The sequence below is a fragment of the Streptococcus sanguinis genome (assembly GCF_020729725.1).
Classification (GTDB): Bacteria; Bacillota; Bacilli; order Lactobacillales; family Streptococcaceae; genus Streptococcus; species Streptococcus sanguinis_V.
Genome location: NZ_JAJEPA010000012.1, coordinates 269,181 through 282,470 on the forward strand (window position 1 = coordinate 269,181; position 13,290 = coordinate 282,470).

Consider the following 13,290-nt stretch of genomic DNA (forward strand, 5'->3'; position numbering starts at 1 on the left):
CTCTGCCCAAATTAGAAATTCAGGGGGTAAAAGGCTTATATATTAACTTACATAAAAAAACTAAATATAACAAGGAGAAATCTGAAAACTTGAAGATAGATTTAAGAAGACGATTAGTGTGTATTTTCTAAGAATATAAACCTACCAGATAATTAAGCTAAAAGGAGAGCGATGATGGGAAACAAATTATTGATGACAGGAATGTACTTTGGCGAAATCAGTTCTAGTACGCTAGCGGATTTAAAAAGCAACTTACTTTCGACAAGTAACGAAAAAGAATGCATCTTACTTATTGCTGAAATCTTAAAAAAAGGAGATTTTACGGTGAAAAACTTGTTGATTGACCTGATGAATCAAAGTCAAGATGAAGTTGTGCTTAATCTTTGTATTAGATTATTTTGCTCGGTATGCACAAATGCTGATTTAAGAAAGATTGATAATTTTCATTTTTTAATCAACGCTTCAGAATTTACGGTATTTACTTTTGTTATGGGGGCCGTAGGAACAATGTCTTATGAAGTAATTCCGTACCTTCTTACTCTTTGGAAGGAGTGGGAAGACACAGAAACTGAAGTGGAATTTGCAATTCAAGATGCTTTAGATAATTTTCTAAACTACCGCTCTATTTTATCTAATGATGCGACAATAGAAGAAGTTGGGAATTTATATTTGGATGTAGTTGAGGATAAAAACTTAGCTTATTACTACTATAAATCTTTCTTGGCTTTTCCTGGTTTATTGACTAAAGAAATTATGCAAGCTCTGTATAATGCAGCTCAAAAGGAAGAAAAATATCATCTCTATTCTCAAGCATCCTTACTTTCTATTTTTACAGGAGAGAAAATTCCAGTAAACACCCGAACTATAATTTCTAGGTATGAAATTGATTTAATGATAAATTATATTGAAAGTTTGTCAGAAAAAAATTGGGTTGAAGGAATGAAATATTTTTATGGTTATCCAGTTGAAAATATATAGCTTAGCTGATAGTCTTACTCAAGAAACAAATAGGATAGCTACGGAGTTAGAAAGTTTCATAATTGAAGACAGCCCTATGCCTCGTCGCATCCTATTTGATGAAAATTAGCATTAGATAAAGACGTCTTTATGATAAGCAACCAAAAAAACGACCATAACGGTCGTTTTTTGGTATTATTCCACTTCCAATTCATCTTGGTCAATTTTATGGGCTGTTCGGTAGGCTTGGTAAAAGATAAAGACAGCCAGAGCCGTCATAGCCGGTACAATGATTGGGATATCTGTTTCGATAGCAGTCAGCGGTGAGTTCCAGAAGAAGTGGAGAACGAAGGCTGCTAGGAAGTAGAAGAGCCCCACTCGGAAATAATTTTTCTGAGTTTTGGCATAGCGTAGCATGAGAGCTAGACCGAGAGTGGTTAGGGCGGTGTAGAGCCAGTGAGAGGCGACGCCGCCAGTGATACGGCCTAGGATACCAGAGATAGTGAAGGAGAAGCCTTCGGGCAGGTCAGAGAGGATATAAGAGAAGTCCTCGCTAATCTGAAAGCCCATGCCGGCCGTTATACCCAGCATCAAGAAGGATTTGAGCTTTTTGACGGGGACTAGATAGACAGCGAAGGCAACTGCCAACAGCTTGAGTGGTTCTTCAACCAGCGGAGCTGCGATGGCATTTTCTAGGTCACTGAGCAGAGTATTTGGGAAGCTGGTGCTGACCCATTCGTGGATATAGGTGTTGGCCAAGCCAGAGGTCCAGCCTGAAATGAAAAGGCCGCCTAGCAGAGCTATCCCAAGGCTAAGTGCAGGCGTCTGCCATTTTTTACCCAGTTGGCGAATCAAGAGTAGGGCAGGGACGATATAGAGCAGAGCCAAGAGGGCTGACAGTCCGACAATTCCATAGGAAGTACCTGACATACTGCCAGTGGTATAGGCTTGTGTCTCGTATTCTAAGCCAATCGCGCTCAGAAGGAGAAAAATGAAAAGAACAATATTTTTCTTCATAAGTAACTTTCTAAAATTTTATTTTCATCCTAGTATAACAAAAAAATCCTAAATAAAACCAATTTAAAAACTGGAAATTAAGGGTTAGTATAATACTTTACTTGCCAAACTGTCTCTTTTTGTTTATATTAGTTCTATAAGGTTTCTTGGAGGCGTTTGCATGTCGAAAAATCTGTTGAGGTTGAAATTGCTGGGAAGTCCGAGTGTCTTTCTCAATCAGGAGGAAGTCTTTTTTCCTTTTGCCAAAATCAATGCTCTGCTTTACTATCTTTACATCAATGGAGCAGTCAATCGGGAGGAGATTGCAGGAATCCTCTGGGAAAACAAGGATAATCAGACCGCCAAAAAGAATTTGCGCAATACCATTTATCAAGCTAACAAGTTACTAGGTGGGGAATGGATTGTCGCTCCCAACCGGACTGTGCTGTCGCTTAATCCCGAGTGTATGATTGAAAGTGATGTAGAACGCTTCACGGATCATCCTGCGGAGCATCTGTCGCTCTATCAGGGGGATTTTCTGCAGGGCTTCTATCTCAAGGACAGTGAGGCCTTTGATTACTGGGTGTCTAAGATGCGGACGCGATATGAGCAGCTTTATATCCAAGCCTGCTACCAACAGCTGGAAACAGAAAAAGACCAGCTGGATTTGGAAGAGGCTGAGCGGAATTTGCGCCGCTTGATCAGCATTGATGAGTTTGATGAGAAGAACTACCATCTGCTCATGAAGCTCTATCAGGATAATGATCGGCCTGGTAAGGTGATTGAGACTTATTATAAATTGGTCAATATTTTGGATAAGGAACTGGGCATTAGTCCTACGGAACCTATCCAGCAACTATATCATGAGGTGCTTGCCAAGGACCGGAGCGAGCGCAAGACTAAGCAGTTTCTGCGCAATACGGACCACTTTTTCGGGCGGGTTGATGAAATCAAGCGCTTGGAATCTTACTTTTCTAAGGTGATAGAGACTCAGGAGGCGCGTGCTCTTGTCCTAGTCGGTGGTACTGGTATCGGAAAGCGGACAGTGACTCGTCAAGTACTGGCCAATCAGACCAAGTATTTCCAGATTGTCATGGCTGAGTGCTTTAAGGAAGAGATGAAGGCAGAGCTGCAGCCTTGGCGTGGCTTGCTGGACGGCCTGGGCGACTTGGTTATTCAGCACCAGATTCTTTCTATCAGCCAGTGGCAGGTCATTTTGGAGAGTTATTTTCCTATTTTGACAGGCGGCACTTCTGGTCGTCAGTTGGATGCGGACAAGCTGGCTCAGTTTGTGGTGGATATTCTGCAGAAGATTTCTAAGAAAAAAGCTTTGATAATCTTAATTGAGGACTGTCACTGGATGGATGAGGCCAGCGTTGCTGTCTTGGAGCAAGTTATGAATCATTTGACCGGCTATCCTGTGGCCTTTGTGCTGACCAAGCATCTGAGCACCCCTTCTTATTTGGAACATTTTTTCAATCACCTGCTGGTTCGCAATAAGCTAGGCTTTATTGAGCTGCAGCCGCTGAATTTTAAGGATAGTGCAGCTTACTTGCAAGCCCAGACAGGTCAGTTAGCCATACCTGAAGAAGGCTTTGAGGATATTTATCGGGTCAGTCAAGGCATCCCTTTCTTCCTATCGGAATACGCTGAGCAGCTCCTGCGAGGCGAGAAGTTTCATCCGCTGACCCCGGCCATCAAGGCTAAGCTGTCTCTGAAGCTGGATTACCTGAGCAGTCAAGAGGAGGAGTTGGTGGACTGTCTGGCTTGCTTTAGGGGTCCTGCATCGGTTTCGCTCTTAGCCAGGCTATTAGGCCTGCCGATGGAAGAAGTGGTCGAAATCACTGAGGAGTTTGGACAGAAGGAGCTCTTGATAGAAGAGGAGCAGGGCGAGGAATTGGTAGTGTGGTTCAGCCAGGAGCTTCTGAGAATCTACGCCTATGAGCGTTTATCGCTTGCCAAGAAGCGAATGCTGCATCACCAGATTGCCCAAGGTATGGAAGACCAGCTGGGAGACTCTCTCTATCATGCCCAGCTGCTCAATGAAATCGCCTATCACTACAAGCTGTCCAAGCAGCCGATTAAGTCTCTGGAGTACGAGCTGCATTATCTCGAGGCTACTCTGAAGTTTCATCACGAGCTCTTTCCGATTTACTCGCGGGAGTTTGGCTTTATTGAAAAGACGGATGATAGCAATCAGTCAGCGGTTTTAGACCAGTTTGACCGTATCCGTCGGGAGATAGAGGGCTTAGAGAGAAAACACCAGAATCACAAGGATTTTCAGCTATTGGTTCTCCGCTTTCTCTATCTAGAAGGGCGCTATGCTATCCGGACAGGGGATTACCAGCAGGGGATGGACAATATCCAGCAGGTGATTGCTTCGGCCAAGGAGCTGCAGCAGATGGATTTTCTCCTAGAAGGCTATCGGCAGATGATTTACTACTGTATCCAGACGGAGAATATCCCTGAGATGCGCTACTATACGGAGCTGGCTCTGGATGCTTCGGTCCAGGCCAACAATCACGAGGCCATTGCTATCAACCTCCGACTCAAGGGGCTCTATCATCTCATGATTGGAGATGAGGAGCAGTCGCTTCACCATCTCTACCAGTCTATTGACTGTTTCAGCTTGACGGCTTCGCTGCGTTCCAAGTACTCGATTCAGATTGCGGCGGCTCTAGACTATCTGGCGGAGATTGAGCAGATTCGCGGTAATTTCACGGCATCTCTGGCTCATCAGAAAGAGGCCATTAAGCTGACGGAAAATAAAACAGCAGAGCCTTCGATTTTTGCTTTCTACATCGGCTTGGGTATGACCTATTATCAGCTGAAAGATTATGAGCAGGCGGAGCGAATTTTCCTCAAAGCTAAAACAGCCTTGAAATCTCTCAGCTTCCCTTGGAAAGAGACCCAGTTGGAAGTTTATTTGGCCTTGATTGGTTGCGAGAAGGGAGATTACCAGCCTGTGCTTGATCTGCTGCGGAAAAAGGATAGCCTCATTAGTCGCTATGGCAATCCGCGGGACAAGGGGCTGATTTACTATCTGATGGCTGTGATTAAGCATCGCCTGCTGACTGGCAGCTTGCAGGAAGCAGGATTTGAAGACTTGCTGGATCAGGACTTTGAGACCTACTATGAAACGGCCAAAAGCCAGCTCAATCCCTACCGAGATCGGCACCAACTAAAGGAATTAGAAAACTTACGCCAAGGGCTATCTCAGGCATTAAACGCAAAATAAAAGAGGATGAACATAGAGTTCATCCTCTTTTGATGTTTGTAATGAAGTTTTTAGATGCCCATCAGTCATGTGCTTGTGCCCAGACTTGGGTCAGGTAAAAGACAAAGCTGGCTGCCAGATTGGCCGTATGGTTGTCTATATCGTGAGGCGGAGAGACTTCGACGATGTCAAAGCCGATCAGTTTGCCTGAGGCAGCAATGTGCTGGAAGACCAGAACCGCTAGATTGGGATCCACACCGAGCGACTGAATGGCACTGACACCAGGAGCGGCACCAGCTGCAAAGCAGTCAATATCAATGGTCAAATAGACCTGCTCCTTGTCGGCCAAAAAGGTATCGACCACCTTACAGACTTCCTTGTAACCCATTTGGTAAATATCCATACCAGTCAGAAATTGGATAGCCTTGGATTTTGCCACAAAGTCAAAGAGAAAGAGATTGTTATTATGCTCCTGAATCCCTAGGATAAGGTAGTTAAAGGCCTGCTTCTGAGCTAGAGTGTCATCGAACATCTGGCGAAAACCGGTACCGGAGTTAGGACCAGTCTGGTCATAGGGACGCAAATCAAAGTGGGCATCCATATTGATAACGGCCAAGTCTTGGTCAGGTGCTAGTGAAGACTTGAGGCCCAGATAGTGGCCGTAGGCGGTTTCGTGGCCGCCACCTAGGACAATGGGCCGGAGATTGAGCTCTCGCAGGCGTTTGACTGCTCGAGCCAAGCTTTGTTGCAGCTGCTCCAGAGAGCGGTTAGGCCCGTCAATATCGCCAACATCAAAGACGCGGACGTTTCTGCCAAGATGCCAAGGAAGCTTGGCCAGCTGAGTTCGGATAGCTTGTGGTCCTTCGACAGCCCCCACTCGGCCGTGGTTGATATAGACCCCTTTATCACTCTTGAAGCCAATCAAGGCAAAGTTGACGCCGTCAAAGGGTTTTAAGTTAGGGTCATTTAAGTCCAAAAACTCAATAACCATACCCCATTTGGCAGCATATAAATCATCATCCAGTCTCTTATGATAATAGCTGTTATCTAGCTGATAGTAATCTTCTAACATGATTTTGTCCTTTTCCATAACGATACTTGCGACTTTATTATAAGAGTTTCCGCTAAGCCTGTCAATGGCTTTTGGCGGGAAAAGAAGCCCAGCTGAACGAGAGCGGGCTTCTTAGGTTAGCTTTTTTACAGAGTCATCAGCTTTAGAACTGAATGCTCAAGTCTACAGCCTTTTCAACGGCTGCTAGGAATTCTTCGTTTTCAATCAGCTCAGAAGCTTTGTTGAGCTCTTCGTAGATTTCAATGTCCTTATCAAACTCGATAAAGCGGACATGCTGACGGAAGAGGTCGTAGGCTGGCTTGGTTCCTTTACCAAGTTCATGGTTTTCTGGTTTCAGATCCAGAGCTTGGCAGGCTGCCATGATTTCTGTTGCCACGATGCGGCGAGAATTCTTGAGAATTTCAGCTGCCTTACGTGCTGCAGTAGTTCCCATGCTGACAAAGTCTTCTTGGTTTTCACAAGATGGGATAGAGTCTACGCTGGCTGGATGAGACAAGACCTTGTTCTCAGAAGCAAGCGAAGCACAAGCGTACTGGGTAATCATAAAGCCAGAGTTGAGTCCTGGGTGTTTGACCAAGAATGATGGAAGCTTGCTCAGTTGGCTGTTGACCAGACGTTCTACACGACGCTCGGATACATTTCCGATTTCAGAAATAGCGATGCCGAGGAAGTCGAATGGCTGTGCCATTGGTTCGCCGTGAAAGTTACCACCTGAGATAACATGGCCTTCCTTGGTGATGATAGGGTTGTCTGTGACGGAGTTGATCTCAACCTCAACCTTGGTCTTGACATAAGCGATAGAGTCCTTGCTGGCACCATGAATTTGCGGAATACAACGCAGGGTGTATGGGTCTTGGACCCGTTGTTGAGTGGCTACGGTTGTGTTGCCACTGCCTTCCAGAAGGTTGCGGATATTGCGGGCTGTAGCCAGCTGTCCGCTTTGAGGTCGAATGGTATGTAAGTCTTCTTCGAAAGGACTGGTAATACCATTGTGGACTTCCATGGAAAGAGCGCCAGCGACATCTGACAGCTTAAGTAGCTGGATGGCATCGTAGGTAGCCAGAGCTCCGATACCTGTCAGGACAGTCGTTCCGTTAATCAGCGCCAGCCCTTCCTTGGCTGCTAGATCGATTTTTTCGATGCCGGCCTTGTCCAAAGCTTCTTGCCCAGAGAGCAATTCACCTTGATAGTAAGCGCGACCTAGTCCTAACATAGGCAGAACCATGTGTGCCAGTGGTGCTAAGTCACCAGAGGCACCGAGAGAGCCCTTTTCTGGAATGTAAGGGACAACGCCTTTATTGAGCAATTCCAGGAGCTTTTCGACAGTAGAGAGACGAATACCAGAATAACCTTTGACCAAGGAATTAATCCGGATTAGCATAATCGCACGGACTGCATCTTCAGGCAGGGGATCGCCGTAGCCTGAAGAGTGTGTACGGATTAGGTTTTCTTGCAGTTGAGTCGTATCTTCTGGTGAGATGCTGACATTGCAGAGAGAGCCAAAGCCAGTTGTAACACCGTATACGACCCGCTTTTCGCGGACGATATCATCCACGATTTTGCGGGAAGCTTCTACAGCTTTCTTAGCTTCTTGGTCGATTTCGCAAGTGGCTCCATGACGAGCTACTGCGATGACGTCTTCTAAAGTAAGGTGTTCGCCATCCAAATTGATTACATGTGTCATAAGATTCATTCTCCTTCTTGTTCAAGAACTTTATTTTTACAAATCAGTACTATATAGATAAAGTATACTGCACTGGCGATAAGGACACCGATGAGGCCGTAGACATAGTTCATTGGGTTTTCACCCCAAATCATGACGAGACTGACTAGAACCGCCAAAATTGGAATTACTGGACCAAATGGAACGCGGAAGACCACTTTCTTATCTGGATATTTCTTTCTTAATACTAGTACAGCTAGAGCAGTTGGGATGTATTGGAAGAAGCGGAAGACCACACTGAGAGCTGCTAATTCTTCAAATTTACCAGAGAAGAGCAGGACGATAGCCAGAATTCCTGAAATAATAATGGCAACTATAGGGGCATTTTTAGAGTTGGTTTCTGCAATTTTCTTAGGAAGCAGACCTTCATTTGCGATAGCTGCACCATAACGTGGAACCATGATAGATTCCCCGATGTTAAGTCCAGCAATAGAAATCAGCGCTCCGATAGAAACAATCCATGCTCCAACAGGGCCAATCATTTCGACAAAGGCGTCTTGTACAGAAGCATCTGTTTGCAGGATACGGCTGCCTAACATGGCGATAGTTCCTGCGATAATCAGCATATAGAGAACAGAGACAATACTGATAGAGCCCAAAATAGCTCGAGGTACATTCTTTTCCGGATTGCGCATTTCACCAGCAACGATAGACATGGTTTCAAATCCGATAAATCCGTAGAAGATATAAATGGCTGTACTAGAGATAGCTTTCATGATATCTACGCCAGGTTCTAGCTGAAGAAACGGAGTGAAGTTTCCTTTGTCAATTCCTCCTTTGATGAAGAAAATCGCACATAGACTGAAAGCGACAATTGGGATGAGCTTTGCTACGGTTGCGGTCAAGGTGAACATTTTGGAAGTCTTAAGACCTGATATATTCATTAGACTGAGCAAAATAATCAGGCTCACACTGAGCAGAAGTTCATAGGGGGCAAAGGATTTAAAAGTAATGACAAAAAGTCTCGCAAATCCTGCTGCCATAGCAGACCAAGCGATGATGGTAACTGCCCAGCCTAGGAAGCCAACATTAAATCCGACAAAGTCTCCAAAGGCTGCTTTGGAATATTGGAAGGCTCCGCCATTTTTATTAAAATAACCAGCAGTTTCTGCCAAGCAGACGGCTAGGAGAATAACGAGAAGGGCAGTTCCAAGCATGACAGCTAGAGAGGCAGGACCAAGTCCTTTATAAATCTTTTGCGGTAGGAGGAAAATCCCTGATCCGATAACGGCATTGATACCGTAGAGAGTTGCACCGGAAAAGCTGAATTTCGCTTTTTCCTGTTCTTGTTCTTGTGCAGTGAGTTTAGTTGCATCCATAATAATGTTTCTCCTTTAGAGATATGGGATCCTTTCCAAGTAAAGATAGAATGGTGACAAGGCATCATGGTATCTTTACTTAGTAGGGATGTGGGTCAAACCAGCCCATATAGCAAGGGGAGCGCCCTTTGGCTGGTTACTCGAAAACATTATATGCAGCTCAGTTTCCTGAGTCTCTTTTTCCACTATCAGAAGCTGCTCTGCCTCTAGGTTAAGTGCTGGCAGGTTTGTTCCCGTCACCGTTAAATCACCTAAGGCATAGATAAATTGAATCTCTTCATCTCGGACAAGTTCTTGTTTATCCGAAATGGCAATCATCTGTCCCTGATAATGGTCGCTGTAGATTAAGTTAAAGTCGGTACAAGTCCCCCGACTTGTGATAGAATCACTCCCTTCAAAGACATAGGGAGTAAAGGGAGCTAGAACCGTTTCCTCCTGCCGGCTGGCATTGTGGAGATGAAGTGTGTGGTCCAGGCTCATGAGAATGCGGTGAAAGCCGCTGAGGTCAGAAAACTGACTTTCAGCCAACTCCACAGTTGCTGTCGAGAGTCGATAGTCAAAGTTCCGCTTGCCATAGTGGCCAGTTGGAGGGGAAAGATAAAGCTGTTTTGTCTTTCCCCCCGACCAATCGGAAACTTGAAAATCATTTACTCTTAGAAGGGTTACATTTGTCATTTTTGGTATTTATTAGAACAAACCGCTGATATTGCCGTCTTTGTCAACATCAATCTTTTCGCTGGCTGGTACTTTAGGCAGTCCTGGCATGGTCATGATTGCACCAGTAAGAGCAACGATAAAGCCTGCACCAGCAGAAACTTTGAGCTGGCTGATAGTCACGACAAAGTCTTTAGGTGCGCCTAGTTTCTTAGCATCGTCTGAGAAGGAGTATTGAGTCTTAGCCATACAGATAGGATAGTTGGAGAAGCCCAGCTCTTCCAGTTGTTTGAGCTCGCGTTTAGCAGCAGGAGTCAGGCGAACCCCCTTGCCTCCATAAACCTTGGTGACAATCTTGTTCAGCTTGGTTTCAATGGAGTCCTCTTCATTATATACAAATTGGAAGTGATTGTCTCCTTCGGCCAGTTCCACGACTTTTTCAGCCAACTCTTTACCACCAGCTCCGCCATTTGCCCAGACGTCAGAAATAACGACGTCAACGCCGCGTTTTTGGCAGGCGTCATAAACTGCTTGCAACTCTGCTTCGGTATCCAGTGGGAATTTATTGATGGCAACGACTGCTGGCAATCCATAAACATCTTGAATGTTTTCTAGATGTTTTTCCAAGTTTGGCAGACCATCTACAACGGCTTGGACATTTTCTTCAGCCAGGTCGCTCTTAGCTACACCACCGTGCATCTTGAGAGCGCGGATAGTAGCAACCAGAACTACAGCTGCTGGACGAAGGCCAGATGTACGACACTTGATATCGATGAATTTTTCAGCACCGAGGTCAGCACCGAAACCAGCTTCTGTGACTGCATAGTCGGCATATTTGAGAGCCAGCTTGGTAGCTAGGACACTGTTACAGCCATGGGCAATGTTGGCAAAAGGTCCACCGTGAATCAAGGCTGGCGTATGTTCCAGAGTTTGAACCAAGTTTGGATGGATAGCGTCTTTGAGCACAGCAGCCATAGCGCCACCAGCTTTCAGATCCTTGGCAGTTACTGGCTTACCTTCAAAGCTGTAACCAATGATGATTTTTTCCAAGCGGTTCTTAAGGTCAGTGATATTTTCTGACAGACAGAGAATGGCCATAACCTCAGAAGCAACTGTAATGTCAAAACCATCTTCACGCGGAACACCGTTGACTTTACCTTGCAAGCCGTCTACGATGTGGCGCAGTTGCCGGTCATTCATATCCACTGCCCGCTTCCAAGTAATGCGGCGAGAGTCGATACCTAAGGCATTTCCATGATGGATGTGGTTATCAATGAGGGCCGCCAGCAGGTTGTTGGCAACACCGATGGCATGAAAGTCACCAGTGAAGTGGAGGTTGATGTCCTCCATAGGCACCACCTGAGCGTGCCCACCACCAGCAGCTCCGCCTTTGATACCAAAGACAGGTCCGAGTGAAGGTTCCCGCAGAGCGATAACGGCTTTTTTACCGATAGCAGCCAAAGCATCGACCAATCCGACAGAAGTCGTGGTCTTGCCTTCTCCGGCTGGTGTCGGAGAAATAGCTGTCACGAGAATCAGTTTGCCGTCTGGCTTGTCTTTTAAGGCTTCCAGTTGGCCAGCACTGATTTTTGCCTTGTAATTTCCATAAAGAGACAAGGCATCTTCAGCAATTCCTAGCTTTTCTGCCACCTCTTTGATAGGCTTCATTTGAACCGAATTCGCAATTTCAATATCTGATAAAACCATATTGTTACCTCTTGAGAAGAGGAAGTCCATTCACAGGAAAGAGCGGACTTCTCTTCCGCTTATCTATTAGACAACTTTCAAAATTTCTTGATAAATTTCATCGGCTAGGGCGCAGCCTTTTTGCAGGAGGTCCTCACCCTTGCTGCGGTAGTCTGCGACAAATGCTTCATCCTTGACACCTGACAGGTTGATGAGGACATTGAGCCAAGCTCCTTGCAGACCAGCCTTAAGGTTGAGAGCTGCTACCCCCAGGTCGCTGGCAGCATTGGTATTGGACTTGCCGACAGCCTTTTTAGTTGTTTGCAGGGCAGCCAAGATGTCTTCCATCATGCCATAAGGCGACTTGGTCGCTTCCTTGAGGGCTTGTTGCATAGCTTCCCGACGGGCGGCCTTGTCTTCCTCTGTATCCTTAGGCATATCAAAGACGGCGGAGACTAGATTGAAGGCTTCAGTGTCCTTGTCGATAGCAGCGAGCAGGCTTTCTTGCAAGCGGGCACTTTCTGCGTGCACTTGAGCAATTTCTGCTTCAAATTCTGCGTATTTTTTCTTGCCAAGGGTTAATTCGCAGACCATCTTAGTCAGGGAAATACCGTTCGCTGCGGAAAGAGCAGCGGCAGAGCCGCCTCCTGGTGCAGGCGCATCTGAGCCTAGGACTTGGGCAAATTCTGTCAAACTTAAATCTACTAATTTCATAGGTTTCAGTCCTCCTAGCCTAGCAAATGGTTTTCCAGAACTTGCTTGCCATAGTCAAAGTCTTCGATTTGCAGATAGTATTCTGCTGCGTCAATCAAAGCCTTGGCTGGAGCTAAACCGATGACTTCTGAGCCGAGGATTCCAACTCCGTAGCGCTTAGCTTCAAAGCGAACTGTTTCAAAGACGCGATAGAGTGGGAATTTTTCCAGATTGACCATGTTGATCGAAACCTGAGCAATGTTGCGGTCTTCCAGCATAACGCCGATAGCTTTACAGTACTTGTAACCACCGCTTGATCCACGGATGACTTTGGCAATATTGTTGGCAATTTCTAGATTGTCTGTATCCAAGTTGATGTTGTAGGCGATGAGTGGCATTCTAGCACCGACAGCAGTGACACCAGCAGTTGGGTGAATCTTTCTTTCACCATAGTCTGGAGCCCAGTCAGGTTCCAAGAGTTTTTCAGGCATGCCTTCAAATTGTCCCTTACGAACCTTAGCCAAGTTCTTACGCTCTGGACGAGTCGCTGCATCTTCATAGAGGAAGATAGGGATACCGAGCTCATGGTTAATTCGCTCAGATACGGTCTTCGCAATTTCTACGCATTCCTCACTTGTGATGTCTTTGATTGGTACAAAAGGCAGGACATCAGTTGCACCCATACGAGGGTGTTCACCCTGGTGCTTGGTCAAGTCAATGTTTTCAGAAGCGTATTTAACCAAACGGAAGGCAACTTCCTGAATGTTTTGATCATCACCGACCAAGGTAAAGACGCTGCGGTTGTGGCTGGCATCAGAAGAGTGGTCCAAAAGTGTTACGCCTGGCACGCTCTTAGCTACTTCCACTAGACCGTCAATGACCGCTTGGTTGCGGCCTTCAGAAAAGTTAGGAATACATTCAACAATTTTTGCCATAAGATATTACCTCGTGTTATATATTATTAAAAATTACA

At 45.6% G+C, this 13,290-nt stretch carries 10 protein-coding genes; 2 read left to right on the forward strand and 8 right to left on the reverse strand.

All coding sequences use genetic code 11. From position 1 onward, the window contains the following. Window positions 1–174 precede the first annotated feature (174 nt). Window positions 175–978 (forward strand): Imm47 family immunity protein, encoded by an 804-nt coding sequence (imm47, locus tag K4I03_RS06670; protein WP_227964143.1) that lies wholly within the window; start codon window positions 175–177, stop codon window positions 976–978. A gap of 174 nt (window positions 979–1,152) precedes the next feature. Here the strand turns inward: imm47 and K4I03_RS06675 are convergent, their stop codons facing one another. Beyond that, complete coding sequence (locus K4I03_RS06675) at window positions 1,153–1,974, reverse strand: PrsW family intramembrane metalloprotease (RefSeq protein ID WP_002919635.1); 822 nt, start codon at window positions 1,972–1,974, stop codon at window positions 1,153–1,155. Window positions 1,975–2,134: 160 nt separating this feature from the next. On the opposite strand from K4I03_RS06675, the gene K4I03_RS06680 reads away from it, so the two are divergent. Then, entirely contained in the window at window positions 2,135–5,191 is a 3,057-nt protein-coding gene (locus K4I03_RS06680; protein ID WP_227964144.1) for an AAA family ATPase, read from the forward strand. Window positions 5,192–5,252: 61 nt separating this feature from the next. Here the strand turns inward: K4I03_RS06680 and hutG are convergent, their stop codons facing one another. From hutG to ftcD, 7 genes are all read right to left on the reverse strand, one after another. Continuing rightward, complete coding sequence (hutG, locus tag K4I03_RS06685; RefSeq protein ID WP_111676959.1) at window positions 5,253–6,242, reverse strand: formimidoylglutamase; 990 nt, start codon at window positions 6,240–6,242, stop codon at window positions 5,253–5,255. Window positions 6,243–6,384: 142 nt separating this feature from the next. Beyond that, window positions 6,385–7,926 (reverse strand): histidine ammonia-lyase, encoded by a 1,542-nt coding sequence (gene hutH / locus K4I03_RS06690; RefSeq protein WP_172454764.1) that lies wholly within the window; start codon window positions 7,924–7,926, stop codon window positions 6,385–6,387. Between the two features lie 5 nt (window positions 7,927–7,931). After that, a complete protein-coding gene (locus K4I03_RS06695; protein WP_002898305.1) occupies window positions 7,932–9,284 on the reverse strand; it encodes an APC family permease in 1,353 nt (450 codons plus the stop codon). A 75-nt stretch (window positions 9,285–9,359) separates the two neighbouring features. Continuing rightward, window positions 9,360–9,959, reverse strand: a complete 600-nt coding sequence (locus tag K4I03_RS06700) for a HutD/Ves family protein (RefSeq protein WP_227964146.1) — start codon at window positions 9,957–9,959, stop codon at window positions 9,360–9,362. Between the two features lie 12 nt (window positions 9,960–9,971). Then, a complete protein-coding gene (locus K4I03_RS06705; protein WP_032909767.1) occupies window positions 9,972–11,645 on the reverse strand; it encodes a formate--tetrahydrofolate ligase in 1,674 nt (557 codons plus the stop codon). A gap of 66 nt (window positions 11,646–11,711) precedes the next feature. Next, window positions 11,712–12,338 carry a cyclodeaminase/cyclohydrolase family protein gene (locus tag K4I03_RS06710; protein ID WP_227964147.1) on the reverse strand — a complete coding sequence of 209 codons (627 nt, stop codon included), beginning with the start codon at window positions 12,336–12,338 and terminating at the stop codon, window positions 11,712–11,714. Between the two features lie 14 nt (window positions 12,339–12,352). Continuing rightward, on the reverse strand, window positions 12,353–13,252 hold the full coding sequence (ftcD, locus tag K4I03_RS06715) for a glutamate formimidoyltransferase (protein WP_227964149.1): 900 nt from the start codon (window positions 13,250–13,252) through the stop codon (window positions 12,353–12,355). Window positions 13,253–13,290 lie beyond the last annotated feature (38 nt).

Bases quoted from the DNA above. Each gene is read 5' to 3' on its own strand.
- K4I03_RS06680 (WP_227964144.1), top strand. From the start codon at position 2,135: ATGTCGAAAAATCTGTTGAGGTTGAAATTGCTGGGAAGTCCGAGTGTC.
- K4I03_RS06705 (WP_032909767.1), bottom strand. From the start codon at position 11,645: ATGGTTTTATCAGATATTGAAATTGCGAATTCGGTTCAAATGAAGCCT.
- K4I03_RS06710 (WP_227964147.1), bottom strand. From the start codon at position 12,338: ATGAAATTAGTAGATTTAAGTTTGACAGAATTTGCCCAAGTCCTAGGC.
- K4I03_RS06675 (WP_002919635.1), bottom strand. From the start codon at position 1,974: ATGAAGAAAAATATTGTTCTTTTCATTTTTCTCCTTCTGAGCGCGATT.
- imm47 (WP_227964143.1), top strand. From the start codon at position 175: ATGGGAAACAAATTATTGATGACAGGAATGTACTTTGGCGAAATCAGT.
- K4I03_RS06700 (WP_227964146.1), bottom strand. From the start codon at position 9,959: ATGACAAATGTAACCCTTCTAAGAGTAAATGATTTTCAAGTTTCCGAT.
- ftcD (WP_227964149.1), bottom strand. From the start codon at position 13,252: ATGGCAAAAATTGTTGAATGTATTCCTAACTTTTCTGAAGGCCGCAAC.
- K4I03_RS06695 (WP_002898305.1), bottom strand. From the start codon at position 9,284: ATGGATGCAACTAAACTCACTGCACAAGAACAAGAACAGGAAAAAGCG.
- hutH (WP_172454764.1), bottom strand. From the start codon at position 7,926: ATGACACATGTAATCAATTTGGATGGCGAACACCTTACTTTAGAAGAC.
- hutG (WP_111676959.1), bottom strand. From the start codon at position 6,242: ATGTTAGAAGATTACTATCAGCTAGATAACAGCTATTATCATAAGAGA.